The organism is Symmachiella dynata, assembly GCF_007747995.1.
In the GTDB taxonomy this organism is placed as follows: domain Bacteria; phylum Planctomycetota; class Planctomycetia; order Planctomycetales; family Planctomycetaceae; genus Symmachiella; species Symmachiella dynata.
Genome location: NZ_CP036276.1, coordinates 2781649 through 2805184 on the forward strand (window position 1 = coordinate 2781649; position 23536 = coordinate 2805184).

The 23536-nt window shown below is 54.8% G+C and carries 22 protein-coding genes, 1 tRNA gene and 1 pseudogene; 9 read left to right on the forward strand and 15 right to left on the reverse strand.

The window, feature by feature from the left end; all coding sequences use genetic code 11:
* The first annotated feature begins 112 nt into the window (after positions 1–112).
* The 4 genes from Mal52_RS10735 to Mal52_RS10750 all read left to right on the forward strand — a co-directional run bounded on the left by Mal52_RS10735 (position 113) and on the right by Mal52_RS10750 (position 3010).
* Positions 113–787 carry a TFIIB-type zinc ribbon-containing protein gene (locus Mal52_RS10735; protein WP_197534815.1) on the forward strand — a complete coding sequence of 225 codons (675 nt, stop codon included), beginning with the start codon at positions 113–115 and terminating at the stop codon, positions 785–787.
* Between the two features lie 251 nt (positions 788–1038).
* The gene (locus Mal52_RS10740) at positions 1039–1362 is read left to right on the forward strand and encodes a hypothetical protein (protein WP_145376081.1); all 324 of its coding nucleotides are present in this window, start codon (positions 1039–1041) and stop codon (positions 1360–1362) included.
* Between the two features lie 426 nt (positions 1363–1788).
* Positions 1789–2058 (forward strand): hypothetical protein, encoded by a 270-nt coding sequence (locus Mal52_RS10745; protein ID WP_145376083.1) that lies wholly within the window; start codon positions 1789–1791, stop codon positions 2056–2058.
* A gap of 289 nt (positions 2059–2347) precedes the next feature.
* A complete protein-coding gene (locus Mal52_RS10750; protein ID WP_197534816.1) occupies positions 2348–3010 on the forward strand; it encodes a class I SAM-dependent methyltransferase in 663 nt (220 codons plus the stop codon).
* Positions 3011–3448: 438 nt separating this feature from the next.
* On the opposite strand, the gene Mal52_RS10755 is transcribed toward Mal52_RS10750, so the two are convergent.
* From Mal52_RS10755 to Mal52_RS10805, 11 genes and pseudogenes are all read right to left on the reverse strand, one after another.
* The gene (locus tag Mal52_RS10755) at positions 3449–3946 is read right to left on the reverse strand and encodes a hypothetical protein (protein ID WP_145376086.1); all 498 of its coding nucleotides are present in this window, start codon (positions 3944–3946) and stop codon (positions 3449–3451) included.
* Between the two features lie 478 nt (positions 3947–4424).
* A complete protein-coding gene (locus Mal52_RS10760; RefSeq protein ID WP_145376087.1) occupies positions 4425–5024 on the reverse strand; it encodes a PEP-CTERM sorting domain-containing protein in 600 nt (199 codons plus the stop codon).
* Positions 5025–5232: 208 nt separating this feature from the next.
* A pseudogene (locus Mal52_RS30480) lies at positions 5233–5331 on the reverse strand (PEP-CTERM sorting domain-containing protein); the annotation flags it as partial.
* A gap of 746 nt (positions 5332–6077) precedes the next feature.
* Positions 6078–6710: a PEP-CTERM sorting domain-containing protein gene (locus Mal52_RS10770; protein WP_145376089.1), complete on the reverse strand. Its 633-nt coding sequence runs from the start codon at positions 6708–6710 to the stop codon at positions 6078–6080.
* A gap of 249 nt (positions 6711–6959) precedes the next feature.
* Positions 6960–7304: a DUF6122 family protein gene (locus Mal52_RS10775; RefSeq protein ID WP_145376090.1), complete on the reverse strand. Its 345-nt coding sequence runs from the start codon at positions 7302–7304 to the stop codon at positions 6960–6962.
* Between the two features lie 256 nt (positions 7305–7560).
* Entirely contained in the window at positions 7561–8247 is a 687-nt protein-coding gene (locus Mal52_RS10780; RefSeq protein WP_145376091.1) for a PEP-CTERM sorting domain-containing protein, read from the reverse strand.
* 338 nt (positions 8248–8585) lie between these two features.
* Positions 8586–8939: a cupin domain-containing protein gene (locus tag Mal52_RS10785; protein ID WP_145376092.1), complete on the reverse strand. Its 354-nt coding sequence runs from the start codon at positions 8937–8939 to the stop codon at positions 8586–8588.
* 354 nt (positions 8940–9293) lie between these two features.
* Positions 9294–10490: an aminotransferase class V-fold PLP-dependent enzyme gene (locus Mal52_RS10790; RefSeq protein ID WP_145376093.1), complete on the reverse strand. Its 1197-nt coding sequence runs from the start codon at positions 10488–10490 to the stop codon at positions 9294–9296.
* 82 nt (positions 10491–10572) lie between these two features.
* Positions 10573–11553 (reverse strand): 3'-5' exoribonuclease YhaM family protein, encoded by a 981-nt coding sequence (locus Mal52_RS10795; protein ID WP_145376094.1) that lies wholly within the window; start codon positions 11551–11553, stop codon positions 10573–10575.
* 445 nt (positions 11554–11998) lie between these two features.
* Positions 11999–12661: a hypothetical protein gene (locus Mal52_RS10800; protein ID WP_145376095.1), complete on the reverse strand. Its 663-nt coding sequence runs from the start codon at positions 12659–12661 to the stop codon at positions 11999–12001.
* Between the two features lie 216 nt (positions 12662–12877).
* The gene (locus tag Mal52_RS10805) at positions 12878–13501 is read right to left on the reverse strand and encodes a GNAT family N-acetyltransferase (protein ID WP_145376096.1); all 624 of its coding nucleotides are present in this window, start codon (positions 13499–13501) and stop codon (positions 12878–12880) included.
* Positions 13502–13850: 349 nt separating this feature from the next.
* On the opposite strand from Mal52_RS10805, the gene Mal52_RS10810 reads away from it, so the two are divergent.
* Positions 13851–14819, forward strand: a complete 969-nt coding sequence (locus Mal52_RS10810; RefSeq protein WP_145376097.1) for a hypothetical protein — start codon at positions 13851–13853, stop codon at positions 14817–14819.
* A 150-nt stretch (positions 14820–14969) separates the two neighbouring features.
* Here the strand turns inward: Mal52_RS10810 and Mal52_RS10815 are convergent.
* From Mal52_RS10815 to Mal52_RS10825, 3 genes are all read right to left on the reverse strand, one after another.
* Positions 14970–15043, reverse strand: a tRNA-Cys gene (locus Mal52_RS10815).
* A gap of 435 nt (positions 15044–15478) precedes the next feature.
* Entirely contained in the window at positions 15479–16831 is a 1353-nt protein-coding gene (locus Mal52_RS10820) for a mandelate racemase/muconate lactonizing enzyme family protein (RefSeq protein WP_145376098.1), read from the reverse strand.
* Positions 16832–16966: 135 nt separating this feature from the next.
* Positions 16967–18151 carry an ATP-grasp domain-containing protein gene (locus tag Mal52_RS10825; protein ID WP_145376099.1) on the reverse strand — a complete coding sequence of 395 codons (1185 nt, stop codon included), beginning with the start codon at positions 18149–18151 and terminating at the stop codon, positions 16967–16969.
* A gap of 277 nt (positions 18152–18428) precedes the next feature.
* Between Mal52_RS10825 and fae the strand changes: the two genes are divergently transcribed.
* The 4 genes from fae to Mal52_RS10845 all read left to right on the forward strand — a co-directional run bounded on the left by fae (position 18429) and on the right by Mal52_RS10845 (position 22735).
* Positions 18429–18926 carry a formaldehyde-activating enzyme gene (gene fae / locus Mal52_RS10830; RefSeq protein ID WP_145376100.1) on the forward strand — a complete coding sequence of 166 codons (498 nt, stop codon included), beginning with the start codon at positions 18429–18431 and terminating at the stop codon, positions 18924–18926.
* Between the two features lie 219 nt (positions 18927–19145).
* Positions 19146–20009: an NAD(P)-dependent methylenetetrahydromethanopterin dehydrogenase gene (locus Mal52_RS10835; RefSeq protein ID WP_145376101.1), complete on the forward strand. Its 864-nt coding sequence runs from the start codon at positions 19146–19148 to the stop codon at positions 20007–20009.
* 296 nt (positions 20010–20305) lie between these two features.
* Positions 20306–22198: an alpha/beta hydrolase family protein gene (locus tag Mal52_RS10840; RefSeq protein WP_145376102.1), complete on the forward strand. Its 1893-nt coding sequence runs from the start codon at positions 20306–20308 to the stop codon at positions 22196–22198.
* Between the two features lie 111 nt (positions 22199–22309).
* Positions 22310–22735: a hypothetical protein gene (locus tag Mal52_RS10845; RefSeq protein ID WP_145376103.1), complete on the forward strand. Its 426-nt coding sequence runs from the start codon at positions 22310–22312 to the stop codon at positions 22733–22735.
* Positions 22736–22857: 122 nt separating this feature from the next.
* Here Mal52_RS10845 and Mal52_RS10850 read toward each other — a convergent pair whose 3' ends face one another.
* A complete protein-coding gene (locus tag Mal52_RS10850; protein ID WP_145376104.1) occupies positions 22858–23433 on the reverse strand; it encodes a DUF447 domain-containing protein in 576 nt (191 codons plus the stop codon).
* Between the last annotated feature and the right edge of the window lie 103 nt (positions 23434–23536).

Here is a 23536-nt window from a genome sequence, read left to right on the forward strand (position 1 = left end):
AGTCGGATAATCAGGCGAATATGACGTGTCTGAGAAGACGCACAACCGGATGGTCACTCCTCTCTTTACGGCACTTTGTCTGCCAAAACACTGTTGTCCGCTCGAAAATAACATGCATTGCCCATCCTGCGAAACTCCTTTGGAACGCTCGTTGTTTCAGGGAGTAACCATCGACAGTTGCACCACATGCGACGGAATGTGGTTCGACCCTGACGAACTTCGTACTGCCCTCCAGCGGGCAACCTCGCCGCCGCCCGCTGGACCAAAATCACAAATCAACGCAACGCCCCTGCCGTGCCCGAAATGTCAGACTGAGATGCCTGTCGTTGATTACGCATACCACTCGGGAATCGATATCAACCGCTGCAACCGTTGTTTGGGAGTCTGGCTTTCACGCGGCCAATTCGATCAGATTGCGCAATATGGTGTGGGCACCCCGACCGTCAATCGATTGGCTGCGAACCACATCGATATCATCAAAGACGCCAACCGAAGGCTATTCGGTCGCGAACTGCTCCGCTCCCGTTTTGTTTCTGGTTTTGTCGCCGTCCTCTACTTGGTGAGCGCGCTTGTTTTTGGCACCCCTGAGGTCGCTCTGAAGTTGGTCCGCTTCTTGCTGTTACCCCTCTTGTGCATTTGGTTCGCGGATGGAATTGGCAACCTCACCGGCATTTCATTAGGCCTTGGGCGGCCAGTCATCACCGAGAAGACGCCCGGCGACTTTGTTGCAATTGGCGGCTGGCTGTTGATGCTTTGTCCTGCCTTTGTGGCGCTTGTTGCTTGGTAACGACGGACAACATGACTTTACGCAAGGTCCCTTCGGGATCATCTTTGCTCTTTTGCAGCGGACGATCACGATGGTACACTGCTTGGGAATTCAGTGGGACTCGCTTCGGTTGCGGCGGTGACGTAAAAACTTCCCGTTCGATGGCTGGTCGTTGTGATCTTCAACAACCGGCAGGCGAGCGCGTCCTGTCGCGACGCGAGTTGAATTCTTCGGCATGGAGTCTAACGGACGAAACTCTAGGGAGTGGCCAGATGAGTGAGAAAATCACTGTCGAACTTGACTCGAAGTGGGAGCGCCGCGTGAACTCACCGCTATTCTGGGTAGTGTCAGCACTAACCGGCGTCTCGATAACCTATGCCCCGTTTTACCTCCATTGGGCTGGCCAAGGCGGTGATTCCGAATCTTCAGGGTGGCTGGTTCCGGCCTGCTTTGCCGTCATCTACTTGGTTCCACTCTTTTACATCAAACTTGGCGCTGAAGTCATCAAATCGATTCATGCAAAACGGGATCAAGACAAAGTCGACTGGTTTCCCTTGATGATGAATCGCCTTGGTCGTTTGTTTCGGCATCGCTGAACTAGGGCATGCCCACCGTTCGCTTCTTTCATCGCCGACGTTTAGAAGTTCCATTGAGCCAAATCGCGCCCATGGCACGGGACGATGGCACGTTGATTGATAAGCTACGTTTTTCGCACTTCTCACTGTGCCGAATGGCAATGTGATCAGCCGACGCGCGATGAGATCACGAATGGAAAGTTTTGTGACATACGAGGTTTCACCTTCAGCTCCCCAGTTGTTCAATGTTATAAATACCTATCTGCAATATGAAAATTTACGGTTATATAGTAGTTCACCGAGGTCGAAGCAGCCTTGGTCCTTGATTGACCGTTCGGTCTATTAAACATGGTTTTTGTCTGGTAAACTTATTGAACGGTTGTTCGACGTTTTCCGCCTCATTGAGGGGCGGCGTCGGGTGTGTTGTACGAATCGACGAGGTTGAAGATGGCTTCCCAAATTCATGCGGATGTTGACCCGACGCGAACTCCCCAGCGTCTTGGTTCCGCGAATTACCTTCTCTACATCGTGTTCGGCATGGTCCTGTTCGGAGCAATCGCGAGTGCTTTTCAGGATGCCAGTTCTCAGACACAATTATGGCTCATTATACTGGGACCAACCATCTGTTGCTTGGGAGTGTATGTCATCAGACTCGAAAGTCGGATTGCCGGTTTGGAGTCGCAAATGGATCGTCGCCAACCTGTGGACGACGCCTAACGTTGACTGCCACGCGGAGTCTGAAGACTTGAAAATGGGGGCAGCCAAAATACGTCGGCAGTCCGCTCTGCTCCCCATGCCGAAATGATGGTCTCTCAACGAGTGACAGCGGCCTTTTGCGAGCTTTCATCCGACTCGCTAACGTGCTTTCGAGCGCGTAGGCGTGCTTGTGGCTCTCAATAAAACGTTGCGCATGAGACACGCCAGAAAACACACGGATTCTCGGACCAAGCCTCATCGTACCCAATCCGAATCACGTTTCGGCTGTTACACCATGAGGTTTCGTATCATGCGCACCAACTACGAAGCTCACGACATTCCCTACAGGCGTAAGAAAGCTGCCGGTTGGCCTGGGTGGAATTCTGCGGAAGAAGTCCACGATTGCATTCAAACACTCAATGGGCTGTTAGAACCGCTTGAGGTTGCTTCAACAGCGGACGTCTGCGAGATCGGCTGCGGAGCAGGAAACCTGACAGATACTCTCGCCGATCGCGGCTGGTCTGTAACCGGTGTCGATGTGTCGAATGTGGCAATTCACTGGGCTCGGGAACGGTGTCGACAACAAAACGTGACATTTCTCCGAGGGAACATCTGTGAACGGGAGTTGTTCGCTCCCGCGTCTTTCGACTTAATCATTGACGGTCTCTGTCTGCATTGCATCATCGGAGAAGACCGTGATCGCGTGATTTCTAATCTTAGCTACTGGCTGAAGCCGGGCGGGAGAATCGTTGTCTTCACAATGTGTGGTGAGCCAAAAGGAAAAGATCGTGCTGGGTACGATCCAAAATCACGTTGTGCATTCTCGGGCGATATTGCAGTCAGGTATTTCGCGAAAGCGGAAGAGATCATCGATGAATTCCGCAAGGAATCGCTCCAGTGCACATTTCAGCAGGTCGTGGACCCGCCCAACGAGCAAGCGTCCTTGCGGGCGCTGTTCGAGAAACCGAGATAGACCGGAGAGCCAAACCCCGCCGACCGCGTCTGACTGCGGGCAGGGAAGTAGCTTTTAGTTGAGCGCACAAAAAAAACCGCCGACGTATGCACGTCAACGGTTTCCCTGCCCCACAAGGTTCTTTGACCAGCTATTCTAGACGGACTGCTGCCGTTTGCGTCGCCAGCCAACTCCGGCCCGAGCCAAGCCGCCTATTTAAACTAGACGTATAAAGGTACGGCGAGCGTATGCACAATCTTCCGAAAATCCTTGAGTTTCAGAAAATAGCTGAATGCGCACAAAAAAACGCCGACGCTTCACGCCGACGGTTGGAAATTTAAGTTGCAATCTGTTCCGCGCAGTCTGACACCGGTTGTGCCGCCACGAGCAGTGATACGCCGGCGGAGCCCGGGAGACCGGCCAAGGGGTTGGCTTTCAAGTCGGGCCTGCAGAATCAAGTCATTCGCCCGGCAGGGAGTCCACGATCCCCAGAAACTTGCCGCCACTCATCAGAAACTTTCCACAACCGGGGAAGGGCTGTTCCCAGCCCGCAGCTGTCCAGCAAATTTCCAACAACAGCGAAATGCTTTCTTCCTCAGCCGGAGCGTAGGTGAGGACGGCATGTGACGTTTGCAGCGGCTCGGAGTGGAGAAAACTGATCCCCCGTAAGGTCACGTCTTGCGAGTAGACTTGGATATCGCCCAGCGGGCAATCGACGTACTCAATCACGCCTTCATCGAAATTCACCGGCAGCACTTCGATGGGCCAACACAGCGGATAGCGATCCCGAGCACGACGTTCATCCTGTCGCAATTGGTCATTCGGGCAGCGCCGCTTGAAGAGGGACAGGTCGGCGAAACGCTCGTCGTGACGAATGCGTTTGAGCAAACGTTGAATAGCGGGCACATCCTGCCGCAGAACCTGTTTGACGCCATAGCTCAGCGTTGAAATGACCATCGCCTTGCTTCCCGTATTTGGTTGGGGATGGAATGATGAACCGCGGATTGGGAACCCTCAGCGCCGCAAGATCGTGGTCACCACTTTAGCCCAGGCAGCGTGACCGGTCTGTCATCGAAAGGGCCAGTCGGTTTTCGAACGGCCCAGTCGGTTTTCAAAAGGCCCGGTACAGTCCATCTTGAACGACCAATACAAACGTAGTCCACGGATTTCCACGTGTCAAATTTACTCAATACGCAGGGATTCCCTGAGGCTTTGAACCGGTTTGCAAAACGGGTGATGCTTGGACCAAAGGCTTGCAATTTTGTGTCCGCAGACCACGTCTCAGGGATGTATCAGCAGGTTTGGAAACGATAAGTAGGAACTATCCCTTAGCTGACCAAAAATTCCCGGAGATTATTAAAAAAACAACAGCGCACGAAAAAACCGCCGACGTTTTTACGCCGACGGTTGGAAGGTCAATTGAGCGATTCAAACCTCAAGCAGCTTGTTGCCGCTTACGCCGCACTCCGTATCCGACCAAGGCCAAGCCGCCGATGCCAAGCAGGGCAAACGTGCTTGGTTCGGGGACGGTCTGCACGACGATATTGTCGAACTGGTGGCCTTCTTCGTTATGTGTTCCCTGTACCCAGGAGACCGAGGTCAGATTGGAAAACGTGCTGTTGAAATTGAATTGCGTAAAGCCGAATACCGTTGGCGTGAAGGTCTGCATCGTTGTACCCCCGCCTGACAAGTTGCCAGTAAATGTGACCGGCGGTGAAGTGCCTAAAAAATGACCAAATGAGAGTTCGATGCTTAATAAATTAAAGGGCATGTTGTTGACATTCGACAAAGTCGCTACTCCGCCATCTATCGCCTGAAGAAGACTGGCCGACCCTGCATAGAAAACGTTTGCTGGTCCTCGAGCACGTAAATGGGTGCCCACAATTTGGAATCCGTCTTCGACGTATGGGCTGGGTACAATAATGCTATCGGGATCGGGGGTCTCAAAAACATCGAAGTCAATCGTGACCATCCCCGCCTGAGCAGAGGAAACCAAAACAAGAGTGACCAAACCGGCAATAAGAACGTGTTTCACGAGAAAGAACCTCTGAACCGAATGTGGTGATGAAAATAATCCACTTGCCTATTCCTAGTCACCATTGTGCCCCAGGAAAACCGGCATATCAAGCAGAAACGTCCCAAATCCTATAATTTCCCCAAAACTGACCAGCGGCGCTCGCGCACGAAAAAACCGCCGACGTTTTCACGCCGACGGTTGGAAGGTCAATTGAGCGATTCAAACCTCAAGCAGCTTGTTGCCGCTTACGCCGCACTCCGTATCCGACCAAGGCCAAGCCACCGATGCCGAGCAGGGCGAAGGTGGACGGTTCAGGGACGACGACGTGATCGTCGGTCCATGTTGCTTCAAAGGCGATGACAGAAAGCGGCTGAGAAAAACTGACATTCACAAAGAAGTTTTGCCCCGGCTGTAGAATCAGCGAAGGATCGGGAGCTTCAAACCAAATCGTGTTGCCGTTCATGACGGTCATGTCCCAATCATCTTGCCCACCGCTGAATGGAGCGAGTCGAAAGACGTCATTGAATCCAGTTTGATCAATGACAACCCCCGTCGGCAGGTCAAATGTGATATGAAAATCACTGACCGGCACATTGCCTCCCCAAGGAATATTCCCTTCGCCAACACCGGGCATTCCCCAACCATCTGAATTCAATAACCAGGGATTTCCAAAAGGATCCGTTCCGGATGTTCCAGCTCCACCCCAAGCTGAGACCACACCGGCGTTGGCAGTCGCTGAGGTGAGAGACATTGCAATCAGAGCGAGACTTAAAAGAATGAGTTTTTTCATGAGCTACCTCTTGGGCTGATGGGAGTCGAAACCGTTGTTACAGCGCGCTCTCCTCTTTCAATTTGCCATTGTGCCCCGCCACAATCAGAATATCAAGAAAAATCGGCATGATCCCTATAATAATTCCAAAGTGAGTTATCCGGACGGATGAGTCGGAGGAGAGAGGAAGTTGGAAACAATCGAATCCGGCCCGCGCATCAACAACCACCCCCACAGCGCACGAAAAAACCGCCGACGCACCCGCGTCGACGGTTTGAAGTTCAATTATAGCAAATCAAGTTTCAGGCTGCTTGTTGCCGACTGCGACGGACTCCGTATCCGACCAAGGCGATGACACCAATGCCGAGCAGAGCGAAAGTGCTCGGTTCGGGGACGGCAGCAGTATTGCCGAAGCTAAGATTGTCCATGATAAATAAATCATTATTAGTGGTCGCGGTCTGATTGTGATCCAGAACGAAGCTCGAAAATGGTGTGTCTGAAATAACGCCAAAGAATTGGACTCCAGAATCAGTAGGTACTGTGACTGTCATGCCACCAGCAGTCAGAGTTGATCGTTCTGCACTAGAGAAATCAGCACCGACTGCCGTCACCGCACTAGGAAGTCCAAACGTGTGCGGTCCTGTTTCTGAAGTTCCGCCTCCTGAGGAGACACTCCAAACATCACCTACGAACTGATTTGAACTCACTTGAGGAAAACCCTGAGAGCTAACCCCCGGGTAAGAGAATGTCACAAGCCCCAACGTATGTGTCACATTTGCGGCAAGCGTTCCGGTATCGGGGAGGGTGAAGCTTTCTGTTTGGAATGCGGAAAGTTGTGCTTCCCAAGTCGCACGGTCGGTAAACGTAATCAGTCCCGCCTGAGCAGACGTAACGAAGCTAAGACTGACCAAACCGGCTAGGAGAATGTGTTTCATGGGGAGAATCTCAGAATTAAAGGTAATGGTGAAATTGAGTCGCTTGCCTATTCCAAGTCACCATTGTGCCCCAGGATTACCCGCATTTCAAGAAAAAGCATTGCAATTCCTGCAAACTTCCCAAACAACATATGCTGGCCAGCATGTTGGGAAATGTCGTGCAGCACAGAAACAGCCCGCGAATTGGCAGCCGTTGCCAGCCGTCACTCAACCAGACGTAAACGTTGATGTGGAAAATCGCACGCAGCGCTAAATCAGGCAGTCGATCCCGTCCAGCGCCATGTGAATCAGCAGACCAAGTCCCACGAGATGCACCAAGTCGATTGCACGTCGCCAACCCGAAGAGCTTTCCTTCTGTGCCACAAGCAGAGGAAGTGCAAACATCAAGGCATAGACCACAATCGCGGGGATTGAGTGCAGTGGATGGAAGCCGATTGAACATCGCTCGGGATCGTAGATGGGATCGGCCAGCAAGTGATCCAAGTCGACCAGCATCGTCGCGATGAGAATCAGAAAGACATATCGCCAGCGGCTGCGATAGAAGGTGAGCGCTACGATTAACGGCACAGCGAAATGGGAGGCCAAGTGCAACATACCAGCAAATTACAACCTTCGATTCCGTCCTTCAAGCAGAGGAACGGCGGGCAAACGTATTTGCGAAAGAAATGGTCGTGTCGTCCTCAGTACGACTAGGGCAACCGCACAGGACGTTTGGTGGTTTGGTGGCGCAGTGTCCCACTCGCTGGCCCATTCATAGCCATAAGACGACGCGATGGTTTGCACAACAGCCAATAAAAAACGCCGACGTTTTCACGCCGACGGTTGGAAGGTTTATTGAGCAGTTCAAGCCTCAGGCCGCTTGTTGCCGCCGACGCCGGACACCGTATCCGACCAAGGCTAGGCCACCGATGCCGAGCAGGGCGAAGGTGCTGGGTTCGGGGACGGCGACCATCCCGTTGACGACCAGGTTGTCAAAACCAGCGTTGTTGCCAAAGCTACCGGGGGTGTTGCTGGCCGTGATGCGTAGGATGTAGTTCGTATTCGCGGCGAGTATGTTCCCCGACAAGTCAAAGGAGACCGGTTGGGGCTGAACTGGCGGATTATCGTTTTGTGGATAGATGTTGTTGACCGAGTCGGAATCAAGAATCCCGCCGTTCAACAGATCAATCCGCAGGTCCAGATCTCGGTTTTTCGGCTGAAAAATCCCGTTCCGATCCAGAATGTAAGCATCGAGTGTCACCGTGTCCAATTGCAACGCGGACGAACCCACGTTGAGTGCAATGTCGACTGTCCATTGCCCCGCAGGAGCAAAGTTTTTATTCACGGCAAAGATGTTTTGAGCATCAGGCGTGTCAAACAGGTTGTCGGAGGCCGTCAGTGACCCAGGATCAGCGACACCGTTGACCGTCCAGGTCAGATTCGAAGCGGTTGCTCCGCTGACCGTACGTCCGTCAAAATCCGTGGAAGCAATAATTCCAGCCTCGACGTTTCCTACCAAACCAAGCGCGACCATGCCGGCAAGAAGAAGGTGTTTCATTCGTGGGTATCCTCGGGGCAATTCTTATCCAAGTTAACTTCTGAGGCACTTAGATTAACGCATGGCAAAACGAGTTGTTATACAAATTCGCTGCAATTCGACAAGAATTCCAAAATAGTACAGCTGCCGGTCCCGATTCGAGTTCTCCGAGCGGCAATACGGCACAAAAACGGCCCGCAATTCGGCACACAGCGCACAAAAAAACCGCCGACGCCCCCGCGCCGACGGTTGGAGTTCAAATTGCCGGTCAAAACTCTAGCCGCATGTCGCTGCTTGCGACGGACTGTATCCAACCAAGGCCAAGCCACCTACAGCAGATCACCCTGATCCTACCCAAATCACACCGGCGGAATGTACTTGTTAAACAACTCCGCATAGTCCTCGCGGACCGGGCTAAAGACGTCCAGCACCACGGCGGGGCCGTTCACCGCGACGGCTTTGTGCGGTGTGTTGGGGGGAATGATGAACAGCGAACCCGCTTCGCAAATCCGCGTCTCGTCGCCGATCGTCAGTTCCACTTGCCCCTTGATCAGCATGCCCCCTTGTTCGTGCGGATGGTCGTGCAGCGGGACAACGGCGCCCTCGTCCATTTCCAGATACGAGAGCATCAGCTTTTCGCCATAAGGCGTCCGCATACGGCAACCGGGGACCGGTTCGATGGCCTCAATGGTATTGATGTCAATAAACGGCATGGTATCCCTTTCCGGCGTGCTACTTTCTATCCCTAAAAAAATTAACCACGAAAAAGACGAAAGACACGAAAAAAGAAACTGCGTTGTTTTCATCCCAAGCTGTTGTATTGAGTTGAAATACAGCGCCGCAAGTCTTAGTCGTTGGCATTGGGATATTTCGTGTATTTCGCTTCTTTCGTGGTGAGTTTTATCTGCACCCGCTTCGCAGTCAGGGGATTAGCCACAGAGTTCACAGAGGACACAGAGAAAAAAGGCTTTAGTCCTTAGGCTTTAGACTGTAGGGTTGGGAATTCGGAAATTGGGCGTTTTCCTACGGTCTAAAGCCTACAGTCTAAAGTCTCTGTGTCCTCAGTGTTATAACGCATCGCGCAATGCGTCGGCCAAGGCATCGATGTCGCGAGCGGTGGTGTAGAGGTGGCAAGAGACGCGTAACATGCGTCGCCCGTGCCAATGGATCACCGGGACTTCGATGCGGTGTTTCTTCCAGAGCAATCCTTGTAGTGGATCGCGGACCCCTTTTTTCATTGGGGGTTCATCGCCCGCGGGGAGGGGCAGGGCGATCATCGAACCGTACCAAGCGGGGCTGTCGGGTAGGTCGCAGGACAATCCCGTTACTTCGGCGATGCGATACCGCGCGTATTGAGCCAGATCATGCGAACGCCGGCGGAAATTGCAGACACCTGCCCGGCACAGAAAATCGATGGCTGTGGGAATCGTCAATTGCGCTGCTGCATCGCGGGTCCCCGGCCAGTGGAATTCGTCCTGCCACCGCGCCTCGGCCCCCGCCAAGCTGCCGCCCCAACTGATGACCAACGGCTCGAGTTGTTTTTGAACCCGCGGATGGGCATACAGAAAGCCGGACCCGAACGGTGCCGCCAACCATTTGTGCCCGCTGGCAACGTAATACTCACAACCCAACGCATCGAGGTCCAGCGGTAACATGGCCAACGCGTGCGGACCGTCGATACAAACCGGCACGCCCTTTTTCTGCGCGCGGTTGCAAATCTCTGCGACGGGAAAAATCACCGCTGTCGGCGAGGCAATGTGGTCCACGACCAACAACCGCGTCTTCTCCGTGACGGCGGTAAACAGCGAGTCGACCAGTTCTGTGGTGTCGGTCAGGGGATCGGGCAAGGTGTGGACGATGAGTTTCGCGCCCGCTTGTTTGCAAATCGTCCGCCAGATTCTGAGCACCGCGCCGTAGGCATGATTCGTGGTAAGGACTTCGTCGCCCGGTTTCAGGTTCAACGACTTGGCCACGATGTTCATTCCGGTCGTCGCATTGTCGACGAACGCCAAATTGTCGGCCGAAGTCCCGACGAATTCGCCCAGGTATTCCGCCGCATGCATCAGTTCCGATTCCATCTGCCGCACGAAGAAGTCGAACGGCTGAGCTTCCAATTGGTCGGTCCAACTGTGCCGCACGTTTTGGACTTCGCGGGCAGCGGGACCGAAGGAGCCGTGATTCAAATAGATCACATCGGGCGGCAACGACCATTCCCGCCGCCAATGCCGCCAAGCAATATCGTTCTCAGCTGAGGTGTAGCTCATGGAAGACTTCGGAAATATCAAGGGGATGTAGGAATCGTTTGTGGATAGCTCAGTGGGAAACAACGGGACCGGCGACCGGGAACTATTCGTTCGCCTCGTCCGTGGACCCCTTAAACAATTTGCGTCCCAATCGTTGATTGTAGGCCGTCCAACGGGATTTGACGTTGGGATCGTCGTCGATGTCGCGGAGAAATTCGTTCACCTTGGCATCAAGGTTGTCGATGTGATGTAGCACGACCGCTTCGGGCGTCATCGGGACTTTGGGGCTGCCAAACTCGTGCGTGCCATGATGGCTGAGAATTAGGTGTTTGATCCGCAGGGCGGTTTCTTCGGGGAAGGGAGTCTCGTTTTCGGCGTTCCATTCAGCCAATTTTTCATTCAGCATCTCGACACCGATGACCAGATGTCCCAGCAGTTGTCCGGCGTCGGTGTAGAGAAAACTGTCCTCGTAACCCAGTTCACGGATTTTTCCCGAATCGTGCAACAGGACGCCCGCCTTGACCAGATTGAAGTCGACATTGGGGTACAGCGGGGCGATCCGGTCGGCGACCTCCATCATATTGACCGCATGTTCCAGCAATCCCCCCAAGTACGCATGATGCGCTTTGGTGCCGGCGGGGGCTTGCGTGAAGCCTTGCATAAACGTTTCGTCCGCTAGAAAACGTTGGAGCAGCGACCGCACGTTCTCATCGTCCAAGTCGGCGACCAGTTCCGTCAACCGGACGGTGAGACGCTGGACGTCGCAGGCTGCTTGCGGGGCGAATTCTTCGGGGTCGAGTCCGTCGGCCGGGACGCCTTCGATCTTGGTGAGGATCATTTGCAGCGTCCCTTGGAACATCTGCACTTTGGCCTGCACTTTGACGAAGTCACCGGAATCAATGTGAGCCATCGCCGGTTCGTTGACATTCCACATCAAGCCGCTGATCGCGCCGGTTTTATCGCGGAGATTGGCTAAGAGGTAGGTATTGCCGTTGCGATTGGCCCGCAACTGTTTGTCGGCGATGACATAGATTTCTTCGACGGACTCTCCGTCAACTAATTCACGAACGGTACGGCGTGACATACGGGGGACTTTCTTGCGGCGATGATCCGCCTGGGATAAGAGAATGCTGATATCGACGAATCGACGGCGGCGATTCTAATGCCTTGCCCAATCCCCCAACAAGGCAACAGCAACATTGGTGTGCCAATGGTCTCGCCCAGCCCGTAGGAAGCATCGCGACGCACCTGTCTCGCGTAGGACGATTGATGATCCCCCGGACCAATACGCCGCACACGCTTGGGCGAAAGGGATTAGCCACAGAGCGACGCCCCAAGTCTTTGCTAAGGGCCCCATGAATTATTCTGCTACAAATGAACTTCCAGCCGGATTCGATTCTTCCCATTGCGATGAATGACGTGGAAACCTGACATGTTCCGATTTGACAGTCATTAGAGATGACAAACCCACGCGGTAACGCATTCTCGATGAAAATCGCAAGCGGGTCGCCACTTCAATTCGCTCGACTTCACTGCTTGGAGACGTCAGAGGATTCGCCGTTCGTAGGTGTCATGATCGAGATCTTCTTCGAATTCGCGACAAGTGTCAGCAAACCCGAATGTTCACCAAACTCTCGTAATGTTTTACCGTAAGTTTGTTTCGGAAAGCTGAAGATAGACGTGTTGATTAAATGGGGCGTTAATCGATCAGCGTCCCAAACGAATACCTGCAATTCGGTAACAACCTCTCCTTGCTTGTCGGGCAGGGACAAGCCGACTAAGGCGTAGACATCGGCGAGCATAAATTGCTTGGAACCAGCGAGAATTGAGATTGTATTCGAAGTTTTGTTCAATGACAGCAACGGACTCTGTCGCACAAGGTAGTTGAGTCTTAGCTTGTATGCGATCACCGGCCCAGTAATCGCAAGCACCCCGGCTAATCCGATCCCTCCCCAGATCAGTGGCTCCAAACTCTCACCTTCATTTTTTGTGACAATGAAGGCGACCATTGCCAAGAAGATTGTTGAATTCAAGACGGCCAAGAAGGCAAGTGACCACCATGGTGTTTTGGGTGGGACGATTCGAATTTCATCCTCGACCGATTCGACCACCAAGGGAAAATCGGTAGAATAGAAGCTGCCGAGCAATTGTAAATCATCGGTTGCAATTGCAAGTGGTTCGTCGTCGATCACCGTTTGATACCTTGCGCGTGAGGTGGTCTGCAGGGTAATTATGATCGTTTGAAGTGAATTGTCAAAGAGTCAGGTTCTAAGTGTAGTGGCCCAGGGTTAATGGCTCATCGACTGCTTCAAATTATGAGGCGTCGGACCGACGTTGCAAAAACACTGCTGGACAAGCCAGCAGTGGCACCCAACAATCGAGTACTTTCTAGTTTTTCAACCGCTCTACTAGCGCGGCTTACGCCACATCAGCCACAGCGGCGGGCCGCCGTTGGGGAATTGAATCTGCTGTGTGACCTCGAAGCCGTGCCGTTCGTAAAACGGTAGGTTCTGTTCTTTGCTGTTCTCCAAATAGGCGGGCAGGCCCTCGCGGTCCATGCGCTCGAGCATCGGTTGCATCAGTTTGGAACCGATCCCTTGGCCGCGCAGTTCTGGGAGTGTGCCGATGGCGAAGAGATAGTAGTGCGGCTCGTGCGGATGGTTTCCGTCGACGACCGCTTGCACTTGCAGCAGCCGCCGCAAGCCCCGCCAACGGACGGTGCGCAACACCGCGGGGAGTTGTTGGAGCGTTTCCAGCAAGCCGACCTGCGTGCTGATCCCCGGCGGCAACCACATCGTCGCCCCGGTGCCGTCGCTCATGAGGTAGTTTTCATCGTGCCGCACATAGAGCGTATCGGCCATCATCTGAAAAAACTGACGAACCGCCGCCGCCCGCCGATGATCCTGCCGCACAAACCAATTCACAGCCGGGTCATCATCAAAGGCACGAGCAATGATATCGATCACGGTCGAAGTCTGAGCAGCGGTCGCCTTGACCACCGCATCGCCAGTTTGAGAATCAGCTATGGTCATGGGGGCTTACAAATTTGACGCGGATGGTTTTAGGGCATCCACAATTTAGAAGATTGCCCGCTGGCACACCAGGAAGCTGGGCGCGTTTCTCGCGTAGAAGGGTGGTCAGCACTTGGCGAAATTGGTTGACGGGAATTCATGTGATTGGGGTAAATGAACATTTGACGGAACGCCGTGCTTTTAGTGGTCGGTTATACTGGGGCAAGTTAGAATTGACTGAACCGTCTCGTAATAGATGTTAACGCAGGTCCAGACGATTAGATGGATCATTTCAGATTAGGCGATTTCCTGATACACCAAAGTATTTCCCCAGCAAGTTACTACCCCATATTGGACTGAGATTGATTGGATGACAGACGCGCACATCCTGCTCGAACACGTGTCGATGGTTCGACGGCTGCTCGTGACGAGCAATGATTCGGAGGTTGTCCGTGTCGGCAAACTCGGCGAGATCACCTATCTGGTTGAAGAACAGATCACGAAAAACACACTGGAAGTTATCGATGTTTTTTTGACCTCGGGAAAGCTGCCAGACGCCGCAAGGCAATGGTGGCAGTCGAAGCGTGACGCTTTTGAACCCTATGTGGGAAAGCGGCTGTTGAAGATCGGCATGTCTTGTGGCCCGCGTCACCATCACCGTGAAGTGTATGTCGATTCAAAGGCCGAAAGCATCGTGTTTTTGGTGGGCTTTGATCGCCCTGAAATGCTGCCGGAAGAACTTGAGGATGCAACACCAGCGGACCGCGTACGCTGGATATTCGATCATTCGTCCAGTGACACAAGGGCAGAAGGGCAACGGGTCGTGGAAGTCCTGTTGGCCGGTCGTGATGCCTCGGAACTATCATCCGAGGAGTTGCTCCTGCTTGCCAAGGGCTACAACTGGTGGGGGCAGAACGAAAAGGCATTGGAGACGGCAAAACTTGGACTCACGCGTACACCGCACAGTAGCGAGTGGCTCTCCGATGCTCGCCTATACCTTCATAACGCGCACTTTGACGACTTGCCACGGTTCCTCAGTTCGTGTGATGCGTGCATCGCCGAAGCGATCGGGCCGGCGGCCTTTTGGCATCTCCTGAAAGCGGGTGCATTCATTAAGATCGCCTCGGGCGAGCAGGAAATAGAAGAGTACAAGTGGATTCCAGGTGATCCAATCAAGCATCCGGAATTACTGCGACCAGCAGCGGATGCAGTTCAGGCAGCCCTCGCCTGCGATCCAGGATTACGAGACCAGGCAAAGGCACCGGATTGGGTTGGGGACTGGAACTTGAGATTTGCGGCTTTGTTGCAAGAGCCAGCGTACAGCCATTTGAAGCAATAGTGAATTAGGTGCTGAGGCCACATCGGTCGAGGGCACCGCTGGATTTCGCGATTCGATAGAGACACGCATTTGGGTACGCACGGACGATATCAGCCGATACAAAAAAACAAACCCCTGCCGCAAAATGAATTGCAGCAGGGGTTTAAGTAGAGGCGCCGGTCGGATTTGAACCGACGAATGGCGGATTTGCAATCCGCTGCCTTGGACCACTTGGCTACGGCGCCTTGTTGAATCGTTCTGAGTCGTTTTTTTCTTGGGTCGTCTTCTCTTCAGGGCGATCTGCCGAGCAGGATAGGAACTCTTCCCGTTTTGGGTCAACCCTGTTGCAGGCAAAATTTTCTGAAAACGTTAGCTGCGAAACCTGGGTAGTTTAGAGGGCTGTTTCTGCCCCGTTCTTCACCGCAAAGTCCGCTGCCGGTATCAACAGTTCTCCAGGAACAGTAAGGACCTGGGTCACACGGTTTCGGTTCGACCCGTGTCGAAGTCACCGTTGCTGACAGGAACATACTTCGTCATTCTCGCGAGGGGACTTTAGGGATTGCGACACTTTCAGGGGTGGAACTCGTTGAAACGAATGCGCTTATTGCGGCGCGGATTCGTGGCGCACGGTCACCTGCAATGATGCCCTTCTGCCTAATACGTAGCAGCTAGAGGGTCTCTCAAAACCCCAGTCCCAGACCGTCCAGCTCGGATGTGGCTACTGTGCCGTCGGTGATTTTGAACATGGCGGGGAAGAGTTTTGCCCAGCGTTTGTTGCCGGCGGGGCAGTATTGGCGGCCGTTGCCTTCGATGGCGGCGACACCGGGGATGCGGGCGGCCAGGCTGGCGGAGTGCAGGAAGGAGAAACCTGGGCAGGTGAGATCCTGCACGCAGAGGAACATCTCCATTTTCTGTGCCGCTGCGGCCATCAACAGGGCTTCGGTGTGCCCCTTACAGGCTTTGAGCGCGACGCCGGAATAACCTTGTTCGCGGCTGAGCAGCAGGGCATCGTAGTCGATCAGCGATTCGTCGATGACGACCGGCTTGAGTTTGGCCGCTTCGTGCATCCGATTTTCGGGATTGGCTTTGAGATCGCGGTGCGTCGGTTGCTCGATGTATTGCACGCGGTCCCAGGCTTCGCCCCGTTGGTCGCGGATGCGGGCCAGGAAATCGAGCACGTATTGCACGTCGGCGCATTTCTCATTGAAATCAAGCGAGTAAAACCACTCGTTGCAACCCCGTGCTGCTTGCGCCTGTGCCGCCACTTGATCGATGGCGGCCACGCGGGCGACGTCCCAATCGAGGTCGTCGCCGTTGAGTTTGATTTTCAGATGCGTCAACCCGTCGGCGGCGATCCATTCCTCAAGGGTTTCCGGCAGATCATCGCCGATCGGTTCTTGGACGTCGGCTGTGGTCAGCGGATCGAGAGCGCCCACGAGATGGTACAGTGGCATCTTGGGTTTGGGTGTGCGGAGCGTGTATTGATCCAGATACTCTCCCTCGAACTGCTCGTCGAGATATTCGGCGAGGTCGTAGTTCATGAACTCTTCGGAGAGCATGTCGTAGCTATTCATGTCCGCCGCACGGCCGTAGGCATCATGCAAGGCGGCATCGAGCGGGCTGGCAGCGACCATTTGCGCAAGCTCGGGGAATTCGCCGGCGATGTCCATTTTCTTGACGATCTTGCCGGCCATGTGCGAGTATTCGCCGGACAGACGGTAGATCGTGTCGAGCGGATGATCGAACTCAGGATAGGCTTCGGCCAGTTCGACGGTTTGTTGGGCCATTTTTTTGATGGCCGCCGCCGATTGATCCGGCGTGACCTCAGCCGAAGGCCAAGCCCAGATATTGCCCAACGGCATGCTGCCGAACCCGGTGGCCACCCGGCCGTCCCGGCTTTCCACGTCGACCTCGACATTGATCAACTCAGTCGATTCCACGACGCGCCCGCCGAATTTCAGCGGCGTGCGGAAGTCCAATGATTCGAATGTACAACGGGCTTCAAGAATCCTGACGTCGGTGGACTTTGACATGGTTCCTATGCGGGTGAAATCAAACTCAGCGAGAATTGGGGAAATCGGACTGTCTGATCTTAACCACAGGCGCGCGGATGATCAAGAAATGTTAACGGAATCAGCTATTTCCGCCTGACTTAGGTGCATCGCTCGTTAATAGATTGCTTTCGAAAGGTTCACAAGTTGCGCGAAACCATCGTCATCGTTTGCCCCGTCGGCGAAAACGGTACAAATAGGATGCCCCGCCTCGACCGTGCTACCCGGTGCTGGGATGTCGGCGATTTGGGGTGACCAGGGAAGTGGCGAAACGGCGAAACGGCTTTCCAGGTCGGGGACCGCATAAGCATTCGGGGCAAAAACAATTGCCTTGGCGGCGACGCCCGTTTGTTCAACGCGGGACACGGCAACCTGCCGGCGAAAATCGTCGCGGGTCGTTTTCTCCGTTTCAGCAGAAGCTGCGTCCGCACGGCAGACCTGGCAATGCCATCCCAGCAGGGGGAGGTCCCAACACCGCTCAAAGACCTCGACCGAGGCGGTGTAACGGGGATTCACTTCCGTCAGCCAGGCGGTGGCTCCATCGCATAAAAAATCGCAGCCAAACAAGCCTCGCATTTCTCCAAACTGCGCAATCGTTTGTCCCATCTCTTGGATTTGTCGTTCCACGGCGTACGGCAGCGTGGTGGGGCCGATCGAGCCGCAATAGGCAAAGGGTGTGGCATGAAACTCCGCCACGCCGACCAATTGCCGTGTGATGCCAATCAGTTCCGCTCCGCTGGGAAACGCCATAAACAGTGCGGAATAGGCCTCTCCGTCAGCCCGGCGTTGAAAATAGACCGGGGGGTGCCGTAACAACGAAACAGCGGCAGCGATGTTCCAACGTCTGATCCGTGTGCCGCCGGCGCTGAACAGCGGTTTGCAGACCCATGTTCCGTCCGGCTCCGGTTGATCTCGATGAGCGCGGACCTGAAGCACGGGGAAATCCTGTTCCTGCAAGTGGTGCGACAAGGCGAGCGGATCGCGCACGCGGGCCAATGTGGCGGGGCTGTTGCCGAGCAGCGTCCGTTGCGCAGCGATGTCGGCGACGGTTTGGGGAAAGTTTTCCAATGCTCCGGTGTAGAGCCAATCTGCCGGCGGTAATTGGGCAACGGTAGCGGCGATATCATCGGGGTAACGGGGAATGCGCACCACCGTGGCGGCGCGGGCCAGATCGGTGTCGGCAAACAGGTCCGCACAGACCGGCCCGATGCCCGCGCGGAGAGCCGAGAAAGCGGCTGCACGGGTACTGGCGCCGCAAATCAGCAGCGGCTGTGGATTGGTTGGGGAACGTTCTTTGGGCATCGGTGTGGTTTTGGCGGTCTGCGATACTGGAATTCCGGGGTCTGAATTGGTATAGATGCCGGAGTAACACTGCTTTTTTTGTGATTCATGTCAGGTCGTCACTGCGTTAGCAGAAGATTTTGCTTTCTTTCGAAAGCCCGGTCTCGCCGGATTGTGGTTGTCACCACAGCTGTTTTCGTTTGTCGAACGCAAGATTGGCGCGCCATGCTAGGATTATTGTTTCTAGTTGTACGAAACTGATGATACGACGCCACAGTCAAATTTAGGAGAGAAGCTTATGTCGATGTACGTTGGAGAATCGCTGGTCGGCGAAGGAAATGAAGTGGCCCATATCGATCTGTTGATCGGTGACAAAACCGGTCCGGTCGGTGCGGCGTTTGCCAGCGCATTGGCTGATCAGTCGATGGGACACAGCAACTTGTTGGCCGTGCTCGAACCGAACTTGGCCGTCAAACCTTCGACCGTAATGATCACCAAGGTCACGATCAAGGGTGCCAAGCAAGCCGTGCAAATGTTCGGCCCCGCCCAATACGCCGTCGCCAAAGCTGTGGCTGATAGCGTCGAAGAAGGTGTGATCCCCAAAGATCAATGCGAAGATCTGGTGATTGTCTGCGGTGTCTTCATCCACTGGGAAGCCGAAGACGACAAGAAGATCTACGAATACAACTACGCCGCCACCAAGGAATCGATCGCCCGCGCTATGAAAAATGAGCCGAGCGCCGACGAAATGGTCGCCAAAAAAGGCGCCGCCAGCCATCCGTTCTCGGGTGTGTAACGCGGTCACGGCGTAAATTGGAAAACTCTGCGAAGCGGAGTATCGCCTTGGCGCGGTGCTCCGCTTTTTAATTGCGCGGTCAAAGACGAGTGGATTCCATTCACCGTGTGCCACTGCTGGCTTGTCCAGCAGTGTTTCATTTGGCCGTGCGTATTGCACTGCCGGACAAGCCGCCAGTGGCACCCCTTTTCGACTCGACAATACGATTTGCTATTCACCATGAAACGCATTCTGATCCAACTTGATACCGACCCGCAGCCGAGTACCTTTGACCGCGTGGTTGCCGTTGATTCCGAGGTTGACCAGCTGTTTAGTTATGGCGGCATCACCGTCGACAATGCCGAACCACTCGTGCATGGGGCGATGTTCACTCGTGGACCGAAGGACCTGAAGAGCACGGCGATTTTTGTCGGCGGCAGTGACGTGTCCGCCGGAGAAGCGGTGTTGGCCAAGGTGCAAAAAACGTATTTTGGGCCGGTACGGGTCTCAGTGATGATGGACTCCAACGGCTCCAACACGACCGCCGCCGCCGCCGTGCTGTGTGCCCAACGGCATTTGAACCCCGCAGGCAGTGAGGCGTTGGTCTTGGGCGGGACCGGTCCGGTGGGATTGCGGGCGGCACAAATTTTGGCTGGCTTGGGGGCGAAGGTTCGTTTAGCATCGCGCTCGGTCGAACGGGCTGAACAAGCGTGTGCGGCAATTCGCGCGCAGGTTGAAGACGCACAACTCACGCCGGTCGCTACCGGGAACGATGCGGAAACCATACAGGCCTGCGACGGGGCCGGACTGATCATCGCCGCTGGGGCAGCAGGCGTACAATTCCTTTCCGCCGAACAACGCGGTTCGCTCGATGCGCTCAAAGTTGCCATCGACCTCAACGCCGTGCCGCCGGTCGGATTGGAGGGCGTCGACATGATGGATACGGGCAAAGAAGTCGACGGCGTGATCTGTTACGGCGCGATCGGCGTAGGCGGCCTCAAAATGAGAATCCACAAAGCCGCTGTACGACGGTTGTTTGAATCCAATGCTCACGTGTTGGATACGGCGGCGATTTATGAAATTGGACGAGAACTCGGGCAGTAAAAGGTTTCGGGACGGCGCGTTCTGCTAATTCTGCTAAGGAAAAGGCCTCGCGCAGAGACGCCAAGGCGCAGAGAGTTGGCTTGAGAGGGGAAGGTGTTGTTTAACGCTGGTTGGTCGTGTGCGGATTAGTTGGGAACTGGTACTGCTGATTCATAATCGCGGGTTTACGATGGTTTCCTTCTTTTCTTCTTTGCGACTCCGCGTCTCTGCGCGAGGCCTTTTTTTGCAACAGATGCGTCTCTCGTCCTACATGCAAAGGTGCGTCGCGACGCATCCTACAACAGGGGAACGTGGTTATGCGATTGACTTTGTTGGTACTGCTGGCTGTGGCTTTGGAATCTGTTCACGTTTGTGCGGCGGATGATCTGGCAACGGCGCTCAAGCAGCCGATTCTTACGTCGGAGCAATCGGCAAAGCAAGCAGCAGATTTTGTAGTCAAACGCATTCCCAAGTTACAGCAGGCGGATTCCGCTGAGGCTTGGCAACGCGATGCCGAGGCATTGCGGCTAAAGGTGCTGGAGGAGGTCGTGTTCAAAGGGGTGCCGGCCAAGTGGCGGGAGGGCCAGCCGCGGGTGGAGTGGCTGGATGTGATAGAAACGGGCCACGGTTATAAAATCAAAAAGCTCCGCTACGAAGCATTACCGGGGCTGTGGATCCCGGCGTTGTTGTATGAACCGGACAAGTTGGACGGAAAAGTGCCGGCGGTGCTCAACGTCAATGGGCACGACAGCAACGGCAAGTCGGCCGACTACAAACAGCTCCGCTGCATCAATCTGGCCAAACGGGGCATCCTGGCGCTGAACACCGAATGGCTGCGAATGGGAGAGCTGCGGGGTTCGGCCTATTCGCACGACGATCTGGCGACGCTCGATTTGTGCGGCGTGAGCGGGTTGAGCGTGTTCTATTTGGCGATGTCGCGGGGCTTGGATGTGCTGACGAGTCAACCGCACGCTGATCTCGATCGCGTTGCCATGACGGGGCTGTCTGGCGGCGGTTGGCAAACGATCATCCTCAGTTCACTCGACACGCGGATCAAAGTCTCGATCCCGGTTGCCGGATACAGTTCATTGACGCAGCGCGTCATCCACCACGACAGCATCGGTGATTTGGAACAAAACCCGACCGATCTGGTGAAGTATGCTGACTACGTGCACCTGACCGCCTTGCTCACGCCGCGGCCGGCGCTGCTGATTTATAATCGCACCGACAATTGTTGCTTCAAGTCCCCCACCGTCCGCCCAAACACGTATGAACCGGTCGTCCCGTTTTATCAGCAGGCGGGGGCCGCAGATGCGTTTGAGTATTATGAAAACACCGACCCCGGCACACACAATTATGAACTCGACAACCGGCAGCAGTTGTACCGATTTTTGACCAAACATTGGTCGCTGGAGAACGGCGACGCGGCGGAGATTGCTTCGAACGATGAAATTATGACCGCCGAGGAACTGACCGTCGGTGTGCCGGCGAACAACACCAATTTTCGCGTCTTGGCCGAAGAGGTCGCGCAGCGACTGCCGCGCGAATTGACCGGCACAGCGGACGAACGACGGCAACTGCTCAAACAAATTCTCCGCTGGGAAGATCGCAATATTTCGGCTGAACCTCAGGGGGAACCGACAACCGTGGGCGAACTGACTGTCAGCCGTGTTTTGGTCCGCGACGATGACTGGAGTCTGCCCGCTGTCATGGTTGCTCCGGAAAACTTCACCGAGTCGGTGATGTTCATCGCCGATAGCGGGTTTGCCAATCATGCGGACGAGATTGCAAAATTAGCCGGCGAGGGCAAGCGTGTTGTCAGTTTCGATCCGGTGCTGATGGGAGCGGCGCAGCCGCCGGGTTCGCTTTATCAACATGCTCAGTTGATCGCCACGGTCGGCGCGCGGCCGTTGGGTATCCAAGCGAGTCAGATTCTGGCTGCCGTCCGTTTAGCGAATCAGCATTTCGAAACCCAAAGCCTCCAAGTGCTGGCCCGCGGCCCACGCAGCAGTCTTGCCGCACTCTGCGCTGACGCGTTGGATGCAGAGAACCAGATCGCCGCCGTGGAGGCCGCTGAATTGCCGGAAACGCTCAAAGCCTATCTCCGCGAAGGCCGCAAATACAATCGCACACCGGAGACGTATTGCTTCGGTTTGCTGGAGTACTTTGATTTGCCGCAGTTGCGGGCAATGGGGCAGGCGGAGAAATAATCGCCTTCGTGCAGAATTAATTTGCGTTCGGGAGGCGGATCTTGAAGAATACGGTCATCGCCGTATGCACCGATGCTGGCGGTCGCGTTTCTTTTCCGCGGAGGTCACTTGATGACGGACTTACGATTAGCGATTGGCTTGGTCGCGTTGATGAGTGGTCTGATGGTCATGTCCAACATCTTGGCGATCGTCTTCGGCCTCCGACTCAAGCGATTGTTGCGTGACGTGCCTTGTATCGAGTCCTACGACGATTTGTATGATCTCAAGGCTGAAGTGCGCGTGCAGATGCATGGGGCTTTGCTGGGTTTAGCCTTGATCGGTCTGACGCTGCTGACCACGGTCGCCGGCACCATTCTCTACGGGCGGATTTTTTTCTTCATCGCGATGCTCGTCTGCTCTTTGTACGGCGTAACCGCGTTTTGGCTGACGAATCTCGAAAAAAAGGTGCGCGCGATTCCTGTGACCAATGATGAGTTTCAAAAGGAACGCGACCATATCGCGCATGTATGGGTCAAGAAGGCGTTCCCCGATTGGTAAGCCCGTGTGCTGTCTCCGCAGTCCTAGTAGGTCATGCTGTGCATGACGATGCTTGGAGAAACGTCGCTCTTTCGCGATTCGTCATGCACAGCATGACCTACTGGTCGCTTACACGCCGCTGATCAACTATCCTCGGAGACTTCCGCCCCTTCGATGTAATCCCGCAACAGCGTAAAGGCCGTTCGTTCTCGGTCGCCGCCGGTCTTTTCGACCAGGATGGCCAATGCGTCCATCTGTGTGGCGATTTCTGCTGCCGGCAACAGGTGTACGCGGGTTGCCAAAATTGCTGCTTCTAAAACCGCATGTTTGGCGCGGTTGAAGCCGAAGAAATCGCGGAGGCGGCCTGTATGCACGACCCGCGCTCGGAGAGTGGTCCGCTCTTGGGAATCGTCGAAGTCGTCGATTTCGAATTCATACCAACGGCAGGCGTCTTCTAGGATCGTTCCCTCGATCACCTCGGCCGGTCGCGTGACGAGCGGAGCGGTGGGGAGTCCGATGGCGGCTTCGGCCAGCAACAACACATCGTCGACCACATGGAACACGCCTTGCGGGCGTTGGCGGAGGTTTTGATAAGTCTGCGACGTCTTGAAGGGCCGCAAAACGAACGAGGACATCGCCTCATCCACAATCGGCCCCATCGGAGCCACATTGAGTCGCCCCGCCTGATCCAACGTCGTAACAATACCTTCCAAAATCATCCGCGTTCCACCGGTCCGGTCTGTGGTTATTTGTCGAAGAGGAGGGTAATCATCGCACAACCTCTGTCGCTGCGAAAGCCTGACGTTAGCCGAGGGGTTTTCT